Annotated in this window: 15 protein-coding genes and 1 pseudogene; 12 read left to right on the plus strand and 4 right to left on the minus strand. The window is 57.6% G+C overall.

Translation table 11 applies throughout. The features are described from left to right. The first annotated feature begins 23 nt into the window (after window positions 1-23). The 9 genes and pseudogenes from pheS to QQX03_RS02940 all read left to right on the plus strand — a co-directional run. On the plus strand, window positions 24-1124 hold the full coding sequence (gene pheS / locus QQX03_RS02900; protein ID WP_285976384.1) for a phenylalanine--tRNA ligase subunit alpha: 1101 nt from the start codon (window positions 24-26) through the stop codon (window positions 1122-1124). After that, a complete protein-coding gene (gene pheT, locus QQX03_RS02905; protein WP_285976385.1) occupies window positions 1121-3487 on the plus strand; it encodes a phenylalanine--tRNA ligase subunit beta in 2367 nt (788 codons plus the stop codon). The genes pheS and pheT overlap by 4 nt, the downstream gene beginning before the upstream one ends. 20 nt (window positions 3488-3507) lie before the next feature. Beyond that, on the plus strand, window positions 3508-5040 hold the full coding sequence (locus tag QQX03_RS02910) for a peptide chain release factor 3 (RefSeq protein WP_432762842.1): 1533 nt from the start codon (window positions 3508-3510) through the stop codon (window positions 5038-5040). A gap of 50 nt (window positions 5041-5090) precedes the next feature. Further along, the gene (locus QQX03_RS02915) at window positions 5091-5960 is read left to right on the plus strand and encodes an alpha/beta fold hydrolase (protein WP_285976387.1); all 870 of its coding nucleotides are present in this window, start codon (window positions 5091-5093) and stop codon (window positions 5958-5960) included. Continuing rightward, the gene (locus tag QQX03_RS02920) at window positions 5960-6520 is read left to right on the plus strand and encodes a pyridoxamine 5'-phosphate oxidase family protein (protein ID WP_285976388.1); all 561 of its coding nucleotides are present in this window, start codon (window positions 5960-5962) and stop codon (window positions 6518-6520) included. The genes QQX03_RS02915 and QQX03_RS02920 overlap by 1 nt, the downstream gene beginning before the upstream one ends. A 26-nt stretch (window positions 6521-6546) precedes the next feature. Beyond that, on the plus strand, window positions 6547-7239 hold the full coding sequence (locus QQX03_RS02925) for an endonuclease/exonuclease/phosphatase family protein (protein ID WP_285976389.1): 693 nt from the start codon (window positions 6547-6549) through the stop codon (window positions 7237-7239). Between the two features lie 166 nt (window positions 7240-7405). Then, window positions 7406-7744 carry a P-II family nitrogen regulator gene (locus tag QQX03_RS02930; protein ID WP_285976390.1) on the plus strand — a complete coding sequence of 113 codons (339 nt, stop codon included), beginning with the start codon at window positions 7406-7408 and terminating at the stop codon, window positions 7742-7744. Between the two features lie 17 nt (window positions 7745-7761). Continuing rightward, on the plus strand, window positions 7762-9099 hold the full coding sequence (locus QQX03_RS02935) for an ammonium transporter (protein WP_285976391.1): 1338 nt from the start codon (window positions 7762-7764) through the stop codon (window positions 9097-9099). Between the two features lie 230 nt (window positions 9100-9329). Beyond that, window positions 9330-9668, plus strand: a pseudogene (locus QQX03_RS02940) (GNAT family N-acetyltransferase); the annotation flags it as partial. On the opposite strand, the gene QQX03_RS02945 reads toward QQX03_RS02940, so the two are convergent. Genes QQX03_RS02945 through QQX03_RS02955 form a run of 3 tightly spaced genes read right to left on the minus strand, consistent with a single transcriptional unit; the run spans window position 9665 to window position 12632 of the window. Next, the gene (locus QQX03_RS02945) at window positions 9665-11251 is read right to left on the minus strand and encodes a GMC family oxidoreductase (RefSeq protein ID WP_285976392.1); all 1587 of its coding nucleotides are present in this window, start codon (window positions 11249-11251) and stop codon (window positions 9665-9667) included. The pseudogene QQX03_RS02940 and the gene QQX03_RS02945 overlap by 4 nt on opposite strands. 24 nt (window positions 11252-11275) lie before the next feature. Further along, complete coding sequence (locus tag QQX03_RS02950) at window positions 11276-12223, minus strand: sterol desaturase family protein (protein ID WP_285976393.1); 948 nt, start codon at window positions 12221-12223, stop codon at window positions 11276-11278. Then, window positions 12216-12632 carry a hypothetical protein gene (locus QQX03_RS02955; RefSeq protein ID WP_285976394.1) on the minus strand — a complete coding sequence of 139 codons (417 nt, stop codon included), beginning with the start codon at window positions 12630-12632 and terminating at the stop codon, window positions 12216-12218. Before QQX03_RS02955 ends, QQX03_RS02950 begins: the two co-directional genes overlap by 8 nt. A 63-nt stretch (window positions 12633-12695) precedes the next feature. On the opposite strand from QQX03_RS02955, the gene QQX03_RS02960 reads away from it, so the two are divergent. After that, entirely contained in the window at window positions 12696-14117 is a 1422-nt protein-coding gene (locus tag QQX03_RS02960; RefSeq protein WP_285976395.1) for an amidohydrolase, read from the plus strand. Window positions 14118-14133: 16 nt separating this feature from the next. Here the strand turns inward: QQX03_RS02960 and QQX03_RS02965 are convergent, their stop codons facing one another. Beyond that, window positions 14134-14574 (minus strand): protein tyrosine phosphatase family protein, encoded by a 441-nt coding sequence (locus QQX03_RS02965; RefSeq protein ID WP_285976396.1) that lies wholly within the window; start codon window positions 14572-14574, stop codon window positions 14134-14136. A 290-nt stretch (window positions 14575-14864) separates the two neighbouring features. On the opposite strand from QQX03_RS02965, the gene QQX03_RS02970 reads away from it, so the two are divergent. Both QQX03_RS02970 and QQX03_RS02975 read left to right on the plus strand, forming a co-directional pair. Next, complete coding sequence (locus QQX03_RS02970) at window positions 14865-15602, plus strand: cold-shock protein (RefSeq protein WP_285976397.1); 738 nt, start codon at window positions 14865-14867, stop codon at window positions 15600-15602. Window positions 15603-15723: 121 nt separating this feature from the next. After that, window positions 15724-16905, plus strand: a complete 1182-nt coding sequence (locus QQX03_RS02975) for an aspartate aminotransferase family protein (RefSeq protein ID WP_285976398.1) — start codon at window positions 15724-15726, stop codon at window positions 16903-16905. Window positions 16906-16911: the final 6 nt, after the last annotated feature.

Consider the following 16911-nt stretch of genomic DNA (forward strand, 5'->3'; position numbering starts at 1 on the left):
CCTTCAACCGCGAAGAATTAGCAATGACAGATTTGACACAACAGAAAGAGGCAGCGCTGGCTGCCGTTTATGGGGCGGAAACGCTGGATGCGCTCGAAGAGCAACGCGTAGCTGCGCTCGGAAAGAAGGGCTGGGTTAGTGCAGCGTTGAAGACGCTCGGCCAGATGGCACCGGACGAGCGTTCCGCTGCCGCGCCAGCTATTCAGGCTGTGCGTGGCGAGATTGCCGACGCAATATCAGCGAAGAAGGACGCGCTCGAGAGCGCTGCGCTCGAAGCGCAGCTCGCCAGCGAGAAGCTCGACCTGACGCTACCTGCACCCGATGCACCGAATGGCTCGGTCCATCCGGTCAGCCAGGTGATGGACGAGCTGGCGGAGATTTTCGCGGACATGGGTTTTGCGGTGGCAACCGGGCCCGAGATCGAAGACGACTGGCACAATTTCACTGCGCTCAATATGGATGAAAGCCATCCTGCGCGCGCTATGCATGACACCTTCTATTTCCCGGACAAAGATGTGGAGGGCAATTCCATGCTGCTGCGCACGCATACTTCGCCTGTCCAAATTCGCAGTATGAAAGAACAAGGTGCGCCGATCCGCATCATCGCGCCGGGGCGTGTCTACCGCTCCGACAGCGATGCCACGCACACACCGATGTTTCACCAGGTCGAAGGTCTGGTGATCGATCGTGACATTCACTTGGGGCATCTCAAGTGGACGCTTGAAACCTTTTTAAAGGCATTTTTCGAACGCGACGACATCGTGTTGCGCCTGCGCCCCAGCTACTTCCCGTTCACTGAACCGAGCGTCGAGGTGGATGTTGGTTATTCGAAAGAGAGCGGCCGCTGGGTTGTCGGCGGCAATGGCGATGATGACGGGCATGACTGGATGGAGCTGCTGGGCAGCGGCATGGTCAACCGCCGCGTGATCGAGATGGCAGGGCTTGATGCGGACCAGTGGCAGGGCTTTGCCTTTGGCGTCGGGGTCGACCGTCTGGCTATGCTCAAATACGGCATGACCGATCTGCGCGCTTTCTTCGACGGCGATGTCCGCTGGTTGCAGCATTATGGGTTCAGCCCGTTTGACCAGCCGACGCTGTCAGCAGGTGTAGGAGCGAAAGCATGATGTTCTCGCTCACTTGGCTGAAAGATCACCTCAATACCGAAGCTTCGGTGAAGGAGATCGTCGATACGCTCAACGCCATCGGCCTGGAAGTGGAAGGGGTGGAAGATCCCGCCGTTCGGCTGGCAGGCTTCACTGTTGCCAAAGTGCTGACGGCTGAGAAGCATCCTGATGCCGACAAGCTTCAGGTGCTGACTGTCGACACTGGGTCGGGAGATCCGCTTCAGGTAGTGTGCGGTGCGCCGAATGCGCGTGCTGGCATGAAGGGCGTGCTGGGGCAGCCCGGTGCGATCGTCCCGTCAAACGGCATGGAATTGCGCAAGAGTGCGATCCGCGGTGTCGAATCAAACGGCATGATGTGCTCTGTGCGCGAGCTGGAGCTGGGCGACGAGCATGACGGTATCATCGAACTGCCTGACAACGCGCCGGTGGGTCACAGCTTTGCCGATTATCACGGCACCTCGCCGATCATTGACGTTGCCATCACGCCCAACCGCCCCGATTGCATGGGCGTTTACGGGATTGCGCGCGATCTGGCGGCGGCCGGGCTTGGGACGCTGAAGCCCATCGCAATGCCGGAGTTCGAAACGTCCGGTGCTTGCCCGGTTGAAATCCGCACCGACGACCCTGAAGGTTGTCCGGCGTTTTATGGCCGCGTGATCACAGGCGTGAAAAACGGGCCTTCACCAGACTGGCTGCAGCAACGGCTGACTAGTGCGGGCCAACGTCCGATTTCGCTGCTGGTCGACCTGACCAACTATCTCATGCTGGCATATGGCCGTCCGGCGCACGCCTATGATCTGGCCAAGCTGACAGGCGCAGTAGTCGCACGCCGGGCAAAGAATGGCGAGCAAGTGCTGGCGCTCAATGAGAAGACCTACACGCTCGACGACAGCATGACCGTGATTGCTGACGATGCAGGTGTGCATGACGTCGCAGGCATCATGGGTGGCGAAGACTCTGGCTGCTCGGACCACACGACAGACGTGCTGCTGGAGATTGCCTATTTCGATCCGGCGCGCATCGGCGTGACGGGCCGCAAGCTTGGCTTGGCGTCTGATGCGCGCACGCGCTTCGAACGCGGTGTCGATCCGACGTTTCTTGATTACGGCCTGGACCTGCTGACCGGTTTGATCGTTGAATTGGCTGGCGGAACCGCGAGCGAGAAAGTGCACGCAGGCGTACCTCCAAGCGAGCCGAAAGTCATTGCGTTCGATACCGGCCTGACCGCGCGTCTGGGCGGCATTAACGTGCCGGTCGAAGAACAGAAGCGCATTCTGGAGAGCCTCGATTTCGCAATCGATGGAGACTGGAACGTGACCTGTCCGCTCCGCCGCCACGATATCGAAGGGCCGGCGGACTTGGTGGAAGAAGTTGTGCGTATCCACGGCCTCGACAAGGTAGAAAGCGTTGCTCTGCCGCGGGCAGATGGCGTTGCCAAACCTACCGCAACCGCAGTGCAGTTGACCGAACGCAGGCTACGCCGTGCCGCGGCTGCTAGCGGGCTCAACGAAGCGATCACATGGTCATTCATTTCGGAAGATCAGGCAGAAAGCGTTGGCGGCGGTAAATGGGTACTCGACAACCCGATCAGCGAAGACATGAAGGTCATGCGGCCGTCCTTGCTGCCTGGCTTGCTGTCAGCAGTTCAGCGCAATCTCGATCGCGGCGCTTCAAGCATACGCCTGTTCGAAATTGGGCGGCGCTATCTTGAGGATGGCGAACACCCGACACTGGTTTGCGTGCTGGCGGGTGACAAGGAGCGTCGCGGTTGGGCTTCAGGCAAGGCAACCACCTTTGATGCTTATGACGCGAAGGCTATCTGCCTCGAACTGCTTGAGGCGGCTGGCGCACCGGTCAGCAATCTGATGGTCATGGGTGAAGCAGGCGATGCTTATCATCCCGGTCAATCCGCCACCTTGCGTTTGGGGCCAAAGAACGTGATTGCAGGCTTCGGCATGATCCATCCGTCTATGCTCAAGGCCTATGACATTGACGTGCCCGTGGCAGCAATGGGTATCCATCTGGATGCTATCCCTGCGAAGAAGAATGCCAGCTTCGCTCGTTCGTCTTTTGCGCCACCTGCCTTGCAGGCTGTGACGCGTGACTTCGCATTCCTTGTTCCGACAGAGCTCGCCGCAAGTGATCTGGTGCGCGCGGTTAAAGGCGCGGACAAGATAAACATCGTCGATGCGCGTGTATTCGATGTTTTTGCTGGGCAAGGTGTGCCCGAAGGCAAGAAATCGGTCGCGGTTGAAGTTACACTTCAGCCGACCGAGAAAAGCTATAAGGACGCGGACCTCAAGGCGATTTCGGATGCAGTCGTGGCATCCGCCGCGAAGCAGGGAGCGGAGCTCCGCGGATAAGTCCCGCGCTGCCTATGACTATGTCCAATCGCCGCACATTCGCGATCATTTCGCACCCTGACGCCGGTAAGACCACGCTCACGGAAAAGCTGCTTTTACAAGGTGGTGCGATCCATCTGGCGGGCGAAGTCAAGGCGCGTGGACAGGCGCGGCGGGCTCGCTCAGACTGGATGAAGATCGAGCAGCAACGCGGCATTTCCGTCACTTCCTCGGTCATGACCTTCGAGAAGGAATTCGATGGTGAGACCATCACCTTCAACCTGCTTGATACACCGGGACACGAAGACTTCTCGGAAGATACCTATCGGACGCTGACCGCCGTCGATAGCGCAATCATGGTGATCGATGCCGCGAAGGGTATCGAGCCACAGACTCGAAAACTGTTCGAGGTCTGCCGCCTTCGGAGCGTTCCGATCATCACCTTCGTCAACAAGGTCGACCGTGAAGGCCGTCCGGTTTTCGAGCTGCTCGACGAAATCGCGGATATGCTTGCGCTTGATGTGTCACCGCAAATGTATCCGGTGGGAATGGGTGGCCAGTTCGAAGGCATTCTCGACTTCGCCACTGGTACAGTGGCGCGGCCCGAAGGCCCTTCCAAGGAATTTCACGGCAAGCGTGACGAGAATGCTCAGCTGCCCGAAGAGGTTGCAGAAAATGCCGAGCTCGCACAGATCGGTTATCCTGAATTTGATCTTGAGGCGTATCGCAATGGCGACCTAACCCCGGTCTACTTCGGATCGGCGCTGAAGAATTTTGGGGTCGAGGAGCTGATCGACGCGATTGCGAAGTTCGCGCCGCCCCCTCGCCCTCAGCCGGCTGGAGAAGAGCAGATTCCGCCATCGCGCGATGAAGTCACCGGCTTCATCTTCAAGGTCCAGGCGAATATGGACCCCAACCATCGTGACCGTATTGCCTTCATGCGGCAGGTTTCCGGCACGTTCAAACGTGGGATGAAGCTGACCCCCTCGGGACTGGGCAAGCCCATCGCTGTGCATTCGCCGATCCTTTTTTTCGCACAGGATCGCGAAATCGCCGACACGGCGGAAGCGGGTGACATTATTGGGATTCCCAACCACGGCACTTTGCGTGTCGGTGACACGTTGAGCGAGAAGAACACAATCCGCTTTACCGGACTGCCCAACTTTGCGCCGGAAATCCTGCGTCGGGTGCAGTTGAAGGATCCGACTAAGACCAAACAGCTGCGCAAGGCGCTCGACGATCTTTCCGAGGAAGGGGTAATCCAGGTCTTTTACCCGGAGATCGGTGCGCAGCATATTGTCGGCGTGGTTGGTCAGCTGCAGCTCGAAGTGCTGGTTTCGCGGTTGTCGGCCGAATATAAAGTCGAAGCCGGGCTCGAAGCCTCACCCTTTGCCACTGCACGTTGGGTCAAGGGGCCAGCAGCCGCGATTAAGCAGTTTGAGGATTTCAATCGCGCCAATCTGGCAAAGGACCGCGATGGTGATCTGGTGTTCATGGCGAAAAGCCCGTGGGACGTGAACTACCAGGCAGAAAACAATCCCGAGCTGACCTTTTCGGCGACGAAGGAACGTTAGAGGCGAGGCTGGGCTTGCAAGCTGCGCAAGCATCGCTCAAAGCTTGAGCCATGAACGGCTCAGGACCTACATCCCAGACATTCATCTCGCAGCGGCTCCGCCTTAATTACGAGGATTGGGGCAATGAAGGCAAACCGCCCCTTGTTCTGGTTCACGGCGGGCGCGACCATGCACGTAGTTGGGATTGGACGGCGCAGGCCTTGCGCGATGACTACCATGTTGTGGCGATGGATCACCGCGGTCATGGCGATAGCGATTGGGTGTCGGATGGCAATTACCGGGCGAACGACATGGTCTATGACCTCGCGCAGTTGATCCATCAACTTGGTGCAGGTCCGGTGACTATCGTCAGCCATTCGATGGGCGGAAACGTTGCCCTTAGGTACGCCGGAGTGTTTCCTGACATGGTGAAGAAGATCGTTGCGATCGAAGGCCTCGGCCCTTCGCCAGAACGACAGGCAGAGATGCGCGCGACGCCATATCCTGAACGTTTTGCGGAATGGATTGGCAAGAAGCGCGCGGCATCGGCCCGCATCCCGCGCAAGTATGAAAGTATAGAAGCGGCTTTTGCGCGGATGATTGAGGAAAACAGCTATCTAACCGAGGAACAGGCGCGGCACCTCACGATCCACGGGGTCAATCGCAATGAGGATGGCACGTACAGCTGGAAATTCGATCCGCATCTCAATGTCTGGGGCGTTGAGGACATTGCTGACGAATTCCTTCAGCAGATTTGGGGTGCGATTACTGCGCCTACGCTGCTGCTCTATGGCGCGGACAGCTGGGCTTCGAATCCGGAGAAGGATGGCCGGATCAAATATTTCAACAACGCCGAAGTGATTGAGTTCGAGCAAGCAGGGCACTGGCTGCACCATGACCAGTTCGACCGGTTCATGCAGGTACTTAAGGATTTTCTCTGATGGCAGATTTCACCGACAGTCTGCTCGACAAGCATATCGAAATGATCGGCAAACAGCCGGTCTTCTTTGTAGCGACTGCGGCAGAAGGCGCACGGATCAATTTAAGCCCCAAGGGCTATCACGCGTTTCGGGTGTTGTCGCCGACGCGGGTTGCCTATCTCGATCTTGGCGGATCAGGCAATGAGACGAATGCACATCTGGCCGCTGACGGTCGGATTACCGTGATGTTCTGCAATTTCCAGCAGCCGGCGCTCATCTTGCGAATCTACGGGCGCGGGCGAGCTGTATTACCACAGGACGATGAATGGAGCGGTCTTGCTGCGCATTTCACTTTGATGCCCGGCACGCGCCAGATTTTCGTGATTGACGTTGAAAGCGTCCAGACCAGCTGCGGCTGGGGCGTGCCGTTCATGGAGTTTCAGGATGAGCGACAAACGCTCAAGAAAGCTCATGCCCAGGCTGATCCAGATGAATGGGCGGCCAAGCATTCCTTGCGTATATCGAGTATTGACGGTCTGCCTACCCGTGCCACTGACCGCTACATTGCAGGTGAAACGTAATAGCGCACATGGGGAGTGGATCCCGCGTGGAACTGACATTCGCCAGCTACAACATCCACAAGGCGGTCGGGCTTGATGGACGCCGCGATCCTGACCGGATCATGTCAGTCCTGCGCGAAGTCGATGCGGACATCATCGCTCTACAGGAGGCAGATCGACGCTTTGGTGCGCGCGCAAGTGTGTTGCCGCGTGCTCTGCTGGACGATACGCGCTGGCGGCCCTTGCCGGTGGCCAAACGACCGCGAAGCCTTGGATGGCATGGCAATGCTCTTTTGGTCAGGCGGGACATAAAGTGTCTTCATGCAGAACCGCTTGATCTTCCGACACTCGAGCCGCGCGGCGCCGTTCTGGCGGAACTAGACTTGCGGGGGGAGCACATCCGGGTGCTGGGCGCGCATCTGGATCTTTCCGGGCTGCGCAGGCGTGATCAGATCAAGGCAATCCTCAAGCAGTGCACACGTCGCGGGAAGATGCCAACTGTAATCATGGGCGACTTCAATCAATGGGGCCGGTTAACCGGTGCAATGCAGGTCTTCGGGATGGGATGGCAACAGATCACACCTGGTGCGAGCTACCCATCGGCGCGACCTATTGCGCGTTTTGACCGGATTATTGCTACCCCTGATTGGAGCTATGAGACCAGCGGGGTGCATCACAGCGCCACTTCGGCTGCCGCATCAGACCATTTGCCGGTCTGGGCCTCTCTACGAACCGCCTAACATTTCATCGCATGCCTAATAGATAGGCAACTTAAGTCGAGTGCCTAAGGGCATTGTGCCTTCGCATCGGGGCCAAACGGCTGAATCCATGGTTTTCCAGATTCTGGCACGAGAATTGCTGCGTCTGCGACGTCGGGATGGGCCCGGCAAGCAGTAGGGGGCAAAGATGAAGTTCATCATCGCCGTAATAAAACCGTATAAGCTCGATGAAGTCCGCGAAGCGCTGGGCGCCATCGGGGTCGCTGGCATGACAGTGTCTGAAGTCAAAGGCTTCGGCAGACAAAAGGGCCAGACCGAGATTTATCGTGGAGCCGAGTATTCGACTAATATGCTTCCCAAGGTGAAGCTAGAGATTGCCGCGAGCGACGAAATCGCCGCTCAAGTGGTCGAGACTATTCAGCAAACAGCGAGCACAGATGCCATCGGAGATGGCAAGATCTTCGTGCTCGATCTCGCTTCCGCCACGCGCATCCGTACCGGTGAGACCGGTGACACTGCGCTGTGATCAAGGGGAAAAATAAGATGAATCGTAAAATCCTAACCCTTTCAACGCTTGGGCTTGGCGCACTTGCCATGGCACAGCCGGCTTTCGCCGCGCCTGCGGCTGAAGCAGTGGCGGCAGTTCCAAAGCCCGGCAACAATGCATGGATGATGACATCGACCGTCTTGGTCTTGCTCATGATCCTGCCCGGCCTCGCGCTGTTCTATGGCGGTCTGACGCGGTCAAAGAACATGCTGTCGACAATGACGCAGATCGGCGCGACCGCCGCCTTGGCTATGCTGGTCTGGGTGATGTGGGGCTTCTCGCTTGCATTCGGATCGACGCAAATCGAAGGCTGGCTCGGCAGCTTCTACAGCACGGGTAGCTACTTCCTTGCGGGAATGAGCGCGGAAACAACCGCAGCGACATTCACGGATGAAGTCATCTCTGAGTACGTCTTCGTGAGTTTTCAGATGACTTTTGCAGCCATCACAGCCGCGCTCATCCTGGGCGCCACCGCGGAGCGTATGAAATTCAACGCTGTCATGCTGTTCGTTCCGATCTGGCTGACAATTGTCTATTTCCCGATCGCGCACATGGTGTGGGCCGGTGACGGGCTCTTGTTCGAGAAAGGCGCGCTCGATTTCGCGGGCGGCACAGTGGTGCACATCAACGCCGGTGTCTCAGGTCTCGTTCTTGCTTACCTATTGGGCAAGCGTCGCGGCTACCCGTCAGAGCCAATGCCTCCACACAGCTTGACGCTGACCATGGTGGGCACAGGCCTGCTCTGGGTTGGTTGGTTCGGTTTCAATGCCGGTTCAGCACTCGAAGCTGATGGCTTCGCTGGTCTCGCGATGATCAACACCTTTGTGGCAACCGCAGCCGGTGCGCTAACCTGGATGGTGATCGAGCGCATGGCAGGCCACAAGGGCAGTGCCTTGGGCTTCTGCTCTGGCGTGATCGCTGGCCTGGTTGCTGTAACGCCTGCGGCTGGCAATAGCGGTCCGTTCGGCGCGATTCTGCTCGGCATCGCTTCCTCGGTTGTTTGTTACTTCTTTGTAGCCAAGGTGAAGGCCAAGTTCGGCTATGACGATAGCTTGGACGCATTCGGCATCCATGGCATCGGCGGTATTGTCGGCGCGATCGGGACAGGTCTGGTCTACCAGCCGTTCCTAGGCGGCCCTGGCGACGGCTCGACCGGCCTGGGTGCGCAGCTCTGGATCCAGACTGAGGGCGTTCTCATAACCGTCGCTTGGGCAGGTATCGGTACGCTGATTGCGGCCTATGCTGTCAAACTTCTGATCGGCCTGCGGGTTGATAAAGAAACCGAAGTCGATGGGCTCGATATCTCTGAACACGGAGAACGTGCTTACAACTGATCAAAAAGTTTGGCGGGGCGGGGAAACCTCTCCTCTCCCTCCTCGACCCGCCTCACCTCGTTCCTCCTGCGAACGAACAAACTGATAAGGGCCGGAGCCATGCGCTTCGGCCCTTTTTTTGTGTGTTGTATCCCCGCCACAGCGCGCGATTCGCGAGTTGCATCTGAAGCAATAAGCTTGCGCTGGCACGGGTATCTGCAACATCTTAAGAGTATAAAACAAATGGAGAGCTTGTCGGCTGCGGCGGCTGGCCCCGGCGCGCAACCCTCTATGGCGGCAACCATTCAGCTGGCCGCGATCCGCGCTTGCTCGATCCAGCCAGCGAACGTGCCTGGATCAGGGCGATGTACACCCATCCCGATCACACCAGAAAAGGCATAGGGAGGCTTATTCTCGACACAGCAGAAGCCGCCGCGCGGGCAGAAGGGTTCACAGCGATAGAGATGGCCGCCACCATGTCAGGCAAGCCGCTATACAGCGCGTGTGGTTATCAGGTCGAAAGCGAATGGCTTGACGAGAATGGCGCTGTGCCCGTGCCACTTGCGACGATGTGGAAATGCTTGGTCTAGGACGTCGCAGCCTTCACAAAGTCTGCGCAGCGCTCGCCGATCATGATGCTTGGCGCATTGGTGTTGCCGCTGACGATCTTGGGCATGATTGAAGCGTCCGCAATCCATAGCCCTTCAACGCCGCGCGCTTTCAATGTTGACTCCACCACCGCGCCTTCGTCCGATCCCATGCGACACGTTCCCACGGGATGATAGACTGTGTCCGCACGGCTGCGGATTAGCTCATCCAGCTCAGCGTCATTGTCGAGGTCGATGGGGTAACGATCGGTTGGTTTGTAGTCGGCGAGCGGCGGCGCATCAACGATCCGGTGCGATAGGCGAACCCCTGCGCGCATCACCGCCATATCGCGTTCATCATCCAGGAAATTGGGATCAATCCGCGGCGCGTCTGCGGCGTTCGGAGAGTTCAGTCTCACCGTGCCGCGGCTCTCAGGCCGCAATACGCAGGCATGGAGCGAGAAACCGTGCCCGTTCACTTTCTCTCGCCCGTGGTCTTCCAGCACAGCAGGAACGAAATGCCATTGCACATCGGGGGCCGGGCTGTCTGGCATTACTTTCCAGAACCCGCCGCTTTCAGCATAGCATGTCGTCATGATCCCGGTGCGCTTGCGGCGATGCTCGATTATCGCTTTTGCCATACGCCATGTACCCGCAAGCGAATTGCCGATCGGATCAGTGGACTGGGTCGCCCAGCCGGATACGTAATCGATATGATCCTGAAGCTCGCTCCCAACTGCCGCCTTGTCGATCACAACATCGATACCATGCTGCTGCAAATGTTCGGCCGGCCCGATTCCAGAGAGCATCAGTATCTGAGGAGAATTGAATGCGCCAGCAGACAGGATTACTCCGCGCCTCGCCTTCACCAATTCGCGTTTACGCCCCCGCTTAATGGCAACACCGGTTACACGGCCGTCTTCGATCACCAGCTTCTCGACCAGTGTGCCGGTACGGATTTCGAGATTGGGCTTGCCGCGCAGTGGCTCAACATAGGCGCGCGCCGCAGACCAGCGTTCGCCGTCCTTTTGCGTGACTTGATAAAGGCCGAAACCTTCCTGGCTATCGTCGTTGAAGTCTGTATTGCGCGGCAATTGCAGCTGCGCCGCGCTCTCAACGAAAGCCGTGCTGGTTGGATTGGGCCATTTCTGGTCAGAAACGGAAAGTGGCCCATCGCCACCGTGATATTCATCACCGCCGCGAATATTGCCTTCGCTACGTTTGAAGTAGGGCAAGACATCCTGATAGGCCCATCCGGCACATCCCATGGCGGCCCAATTGTCATAGTCCCACGCATTGCCGCGGATATAGACCATGGCATTGATTGCTGATGACCCGCCGAGGCCCTTGCCGCGTGGTTGATACCCGATGCGGCCATTCAGGCCCTTTTGCGGCACGGTCTCGTAGCGGTAATTGGCGTTCTTCAAAAGGAAGGGCATCATGCCCGGCGTTTTGACCAGGAAGTTATCATTCTTGCCGCCCGCTTCGATTAGGCAGACGGTCTTGCTGTCGTCTTCGGCAAGCCTGCCGGTAACTGCGCTGCCGGCGCTACCGCCGCCAATTACGATGTAATCGAAGGTATCCATTCTCTCTCCTTTTGCGGGAGAGTGTTAGGCAGGCTCTTGCTCGCCTGCAATCGCGTTTTCAGATGCAACTGAAGTTTTTACGATTTGTCTTTCCTGCCAGCGCGCGCGAATTGTATCGGATGTGTCGCGGCTGCCATCGTGAGACCAGCCGGGCTCACGCAACAGGTATGATAGCTTATGCTTCCAGGGGCTGCGCCACATATCGCTCAGCATGCCGATCCATTCGTGGAACACTGCCCATAACAGATTGAAGCTGCCCAGCTGTTTGATGATCCCATAGCGGATCTTCTCGTCATCGCTTTCAGGCTCGAATGTTCCAAACATCTTGTCCCAGATGATGAAAACGCCGGCATAGTTCCGGTCCAGATAACGCGGATTGGTGGCATGATGGACGCGGTGATGGCTAGGGGTATTCATTACCCCCTCGAACCAGCGCGGCATCCTGTCGATCGCCTCAGTGTGGATCCAGAACTGGTAGATCAGATTGAAGCCGCCACAGATGGCGATCATCAGAGGGTGAAAGCCGAGCAGCACCAGCGGCAATGCGAACAGGAACCCGAAGGTAAACGGCCCGGTCCAAGTTTGCCTGAGCGCGGTCGAGAGATTGTAGTGCTGGCTTGAGTGGTGGTTCACATGTGCGGCCCACATCCAGCGAATGCGATGACCTGCGCGGTGCACCCAGTAATATTTGAGATCGTCGAGCACAAAACACAGCGGCCAGGCCCACCAAACCGCCCACCATTCAGGACCGAAATCAATGAGCCGGTACTCCCACACGCCAAGGAAAAGCAGGAAGAAAAACCCGCCAAACAGCAAGCCGGACACCGTGCTGCCGAGGCCGAATGCGAGGCTGGTCAGCGTGTCACGCGGTTCATAGGCATCCGGCCGGTTGCACCACGCCCAGATCATCTCGATCAGGATAAGCAACACAAAGCCGGGAACGGCATATTCGGTGGGCGAAAAATCAGGCATCGCGTTCGGACCTTACTCCATTGATGCGATCGGCCCAAGACTGCGCGTGATCGATGGTAAGAATTACAAGGCCAAATCGCCGCTCTCCTGAATCGACAACCAGTTGCCCTTTGTCGATCCGGCCTGTTGCGGAATGCGTCAGCAATCGTCCGGCAAGTTTGTTTCCATGCCGCTTGAGGAGCAGGAGGCAGCCGGAGCGGTCACGTAAAATGGCGCCATTTCCATTCGCATCGACAGCAGTCTCGACCGATTCAAAGCCATCAATGGCCTCACTTGCGGCCGCCTGTGCTTCTCTATCGCTTGAAAGCTGAGGAGTGCTGCCCAGTTTCAGCCACCAGGCAAGCCCCGCCACCGCGAGAATTGCGACAAGCGAACCAAGAAATTGCATGAGTTCAGGCGAAACTTTCATTGAATTTGCAATTGGCACGGAGACCGCTTTGCGGCAAGCAGGCAATCGAGAGAGGAAACATCCATGAAGCCATATCTAAGTCTGATTGCCTTTGCAGTTTTGAGCGCCGCTCCGTTGTCCGCACAGCAAGCGGATCCCATTGCGAATGTCGAAGCTGAAGCAGAGCGCACGCATCGTGTCGCGCAACAGCTGTGGGATTGGGCCGAGCTTGGCTATCTGGAAGAACGCTCCAGCGCGCTGATGGTTGAAGAGCTGACTGCAGAAGGCTTCACCATCGAAGGCGGCATTGCCGAAATCCCGACAGCCTTCGTTGCTGAATGGGGCGAAGGCGGCCCGGTGATCGCGATCCTTGCTGAAATGGACGCGCTGCCTGGCATCAATCAGTCGGCTAAGCCGACCCGCGATCCAATTGAAGGAAAGGGCGCAGGCCATGCTTGCGGGCACAATTTGTTCGGCGCTGGATCGCTGACTGCGGCCATAGCGGTAAAGAATTGGCTCGAGGCAACTGGAACTCCCGGCCGAATTCGCCTCTACGGAACCCCCGCGGAAGAGGGCGGATCGGGTAAGGTCTATATGACCCGCGCTGGCATGTTCGACGATGTCGATATCGCGATCCACTGGCATGCGGACGACGAAAACAGTGCTGCTGCCCGGACTAGCCTCGCTAACCGCTCCGCGAAGTTTCGCTTTACCGGTGTTTCTGCGCATGCGGCCGGTGCTCCGGAACGGGGGCGATCCGCGCTGGATGGTGTTGAAGCAATGAACATGATGGCGAACATGATGCACGAGCACATCCCGCAGGATGCTCGGATGCATTACGTTGTAACGGCAGGCGGCAATGCGCCAAACGTCGTCCCTGATTTTGCGGAGAACTTTTACTATGTCCGTCATCCTGAACCACATGGGGTTCAGGAAATCTGGACGCGCCTCGAGGATGCAGCGCGCGGCGCTGCACTAGGCACAGGCACGCAGGTCGAATGGGAGATCATTCACGGCAATAATCCGCTTCTGGTCAATGAAACGCTGGCGAAAGTTATGGACGCCAAGCTTCGCCAAGTCGGCGGGGTTGAGTATTCTGATGAAGAGCGCGCATGGGCTGAAGCGATTCAGGAATCGCTGGGTGACGCTGCCAAACCACTAGAGAGTGCCGCCGAAATAGGGGCCTACAACAAGAGTCTGGGCTATGGCTCTACCGATGTTGGCGACGTGTCCTGGGCCACGCCAACTGTGGGCATACGCACGGCCACTTGGGTGCCGGGAACAAGCGCGCATAGCTGGCAAGCGGTTGCCGCAAGCGGGCACTCGATCGGCTATAAGGGGACTATGGTGGCGGCCAAAGCCATGACGCTAATGGCGGTTGAGCTTTATACCAATTCCGACCTGCGGGCGGCCGCGAGAGCAGAATTCGATCGCTCACGTGGGCCGGACTATCAATACAAGTCCCTACTTGGAGATCGCGCACCGCCCTTGGACTATCGCAAGTAAGGGTAAAGACTGGGCCTCAGCTTTTGGACTGTGCGGACAGCGCGTCCATCGCCGCTCTAACCGGCGATACGTCATAACCTGCTTGGCGGGCAGTGGCCGCAATCGCGTCAATGTCCTCGCCCGCGCGCGCTTGTGCGAGCGACCAAAGCAAAGTCGAGCGAGTTCCGCTGCGGCAATAGGCAAGAACCTTTCCATTCGCATTGCCAATGGCCTGCTGCATAGCTTCGACTTGAGGCTCGCCAAAGCCGGCGCTGCCGATCGGAATCGCCAGATAGTCCAGCCCCGCCTTCCGTGCAGCCGCTTCAATCTCCGGGCCTTGCGGTTCACCGGGAGACTCGCCATCTGGCCGGTTGTTGATGATCAGTGACACGCCTTGACCGGCTGCTTCGACAACGTCGGCTGGCCCGATCTGCGGGCTGGCTAGCATGGTTGGCGACAAAACGCGGAAATCGCTCATGACTCTCTCTTCTTGAATTCTCATGTCGGCGCAGGATGGTTCCTCGCGCCATTTGCGGCACACCAGCAAGGAATTTTCGAACACGCTACAATGCGAAAATGTCACATTTGCGCGCCTATGCTGGTACTCGTACTAAAATATTCGCACAAATGATCTTTGTGCGCTATGTTTCATATCAGTGAGGTGGGGTTCAGCAAAATCGCTGTGCTGCCTACTGCGTCGACAAAGCTGTCCGTCCACAGCGTTTGCGCGAGGTTTTTCGGGCGGAGTTACAAGGTACGAAGTAGGTTATGGGTTACGATAGAGGGCGCCGCCGCGGACGGGACAAGCGCGACGGGTTCGGTGAAGATAGCTTCGATCCATTTGGCGGCGGCGGTGATTCTTTTCCCCCACGCGACAATTTTGGTCAGCAAGATCGGTTTGGCGGCGGTGGCCGCCGGTTTGGCGATGATCGCGGCTCTGGCGGCGGTGATCGATTCGGCGGCGGCGGACGCGGCCCAGGCGGCGGCGGTGGCGGTGGCGGTTTCAGCCGTATGCCCGCCCAGGTTGTCGGCACCGGCAAGGGAACTGTGAAGTTCTTTAATAGTCAAAAAGGCTTTGGCTTCATTCAGCAGGAAACTGGCGGCGAAGATATCTTCGTGCATATCAGCGCTGTCGAGCGTGCTGGGCTAGAAGGTCTCGCGGAAGGTCAGGAGCTCGAATTCAATCTGGTCGATCGTGGCGGCAAGGTGTCCGCGCAAGATCTTCAGGTTGTTGGTGATGTGATTGCGGTTGAGCAGAAAACTGTGGCTCCGCAACGCGAACTAACTGGTGAGAAAGCTACTGGAACGGTCAAGTTTTTCAACTCGATGAAGGGCTTTGGCTTCCTGACTCGTGACGATGGTCAGCCAGATGCATTTGTACACATCAGTGCGGTAGAGCGTTCTGGCCTACAGGAAATCAATGAAGGTGAGCGTTTCGAGTTTGATCTCGAAGTTGATCGACGAGGCAAGCACTCTGCGGTCAATCTCGTTCCCGTCCAGGATTGATACGCGCTGACGGCGGCATGTTTGACCGCTGACCAGCACATGATTAGATGACGTGGAGATGGCGGTCCGATGGGCCGCCATTTCTCTTTCTAGAGCGCGCATATAAATTGAGGGTTTTGCCATGTCGATCACACCATTGATGCCTGTCTATCCCCGTTGCGGCGTACGTCCTGTACGCGGCGAGCATTGTCACCTCATCGATGAGGACGGCACTCGCTATCTCGATTTTGCCAGCGGGATTGCCGTGAACCTGCTTGGTCATTCACATGAGGGGCTGATCTCCGCTATTCAGAAACAGGCCGCCACATTAATGCATGTGTCGAACCTATATGGCAGCCCGCAAGGGGAGAAGCTGGCTCAACAGCTTGTCGACAAAACCTTCGCTGATACAGTTTTCTTCACTAATTCAGGCGCCGAGGCAGTTGAAACCGCAATCAAGACCGCGCGCGCCTATCATCAGCACGAGGACGATAGCACTCGCTTTGAGTTGATCACATTTGCCAACGCGTTTCATGGCCGCACGATGGCGACGATCAGCGCATCGAACCAGGAAAAGATGCACCACGGTTTCTCGCCGCTTCTTGCAGGCTTCAAATATGCCGAGTTTGATAATCTGGAGTCGGCCAAGGCGCTGATGGGACCAAACACAGCTGGTTTTCTGGTTGAACCTATTCAGGGCGAAGGCGGTATTCGCCCTGCATCCGACGAGTTCATGAAAGGCCTGCGTGCGCTCGCAGACGAGCATGATCTGATGCTGGTTCTGGACGAAGTGCAATGCGGCGTAGCGCGCACCGGTACTCTTTATGCCTATGAACAATACGGCATTGTGCCTGACATTGTGGCAACGGCGAAAGGTATAGGCGGCGGTTTCCCGCTTGGCGCATGCTTGGCGACTGAGAAGGCTGCGCGCGGAATGACCTTCGGTACGCATGGCTCGACCTATGGTGGCAACGCTCTTGCGATGGCGGCTGGATCAGCCGTGATGGAGGCCGTAGCTAACGACGAATTTCTTGGCGAAGTGCGCGAGAAGGGTGAGCGCCTGCGCAGCCGGCTCGAACAGTTTATCGGCAACTATCCTGAGCTCTTCGAGCTCGTCCGTGGCAAGGGGCTGATGCTGGGCATGAAGATGAAGGTCGAAAGCCGTCCGTTCTTTGTGCATTTGCGTGACAATCATCAGCTTCTGACCGTTGCTGCGGGCGACAACACATTGCGTGTGTTGCCTCCCTTGGTCGTCGGCGACGCCGAGATCGAGGAGTTCTTCGAGAAGCTGTCGGCTGGCGCAGCCAGCTACGAAAATCCGTAGGGCTGC

The sequence above is a fragment of the Altererythrobacter rubellus genome (genome assembly GCF_030284385.1).
GTDB classification, from domain to species: domain Bacteria; phylum Pseudomonadota; class Alphaproteobacteria; order Sphingomonadales; family Sphingomonadaceae; genus Erythrobacter; species Erythrobacter rubellus.

Bases quoted from the DNA above. Each gene is read 5' to 3' on its own strand.
- QQX03_RS02930 (WP_285976390.1), top strand. From the start codon at position 7,406: ATGAAGTTCATCATCGCCGTAATAAAACCGTATAAGCTCGATGAAGTC.
- QQX03_RS02960 (WP_285976395.1), top strand. From the start codon at position 12,696: ATGAAGCCATATCTAAGTCTGATTGCCTTTGCAGTTTTGAGCGCCGCT.
- QQX03_RS02945 (WP_285976392.1), bottom strand. From the start codon at position 11,251: ATGGATACCTTCGATTACATCGTAATTGGCGGCGGTAGCGCCGGCAGC.
- pheT (WP_285976385.1), top strand. From the start codon at position 1,121: ATGATGTTCTCGCTCACTTGGCTGAAAGATCACCTCAATACCGAAGCT.
- QQX03_RS02970 (WP_285976397.1), top strand. From the start codon at position 14,865: ATGGGTTACGATAGAGGGCGCCGCCGCGGACGGGACAAGCGCGACGGG.
- QQX03_RS02965 (WP_285976396.1), bottom strand. From the start codon at position 14,574: ATGAGCGATTTCCGCGTTTTGTCGCCAACCATGCTAGCCAGCCCGCAG.
- QQX03_RS02935 (WP_285976391.1), top strand. From the start codon at position 7,762: ATGAATCGTAAAATCCTAACCCTTTCAACGCTTGGGCTTGGCGCACTT.
- QQX03_RS02910 (WP_432762842.1), top strand. From the start codon at position 3,508: ATGTCCAATCGCCGCACATTCGCGATCATTTCGCACCCTGACGCCGGT.
- QQX03_RS02950 (WP_285976393.1), bottom strand. From the start codon at position 12,223: ATGCCTGATTTTTCGCCCACCGAATATGCCGTTCCCGGCTTTGTGTTG.
- QQX03_RS02955 (WP_285976394.1), bottom strand. From the start codon at position 12,632: ATGAAAGTTTCGCCTGAACTCATGCAATTTCTTGGTTCGCTTGTCGCA.
- QQX03_RS02975 (WP_285976398.1), top strand. From the start codon at position 15,724: ATGTCGATCACACCATTGATGCCTGTCTATCCCCGTTGCGGCGTACGT.
- pheS (WP_285976384.1), top strand. From the start codon at position 24: ATGACAGATTTGACACAACAGAAAGAGGCAGCGCTGGCTGCCGTTTAT.
- QQX03_RS02915 (WP_285976387.1), top strand. From the start codon at position 5,091: ATGAACGGCTCAGGACCTACATCCCAGACATTCATCTCGCAGCGGCTC.
- QQX03_RS02920 (WP_285976388.1), top strand. From the start codon at position 5,960: ATGGCAGATTTCACCGACAGTCTGCTCGACAAGCATATCGAAATGATC.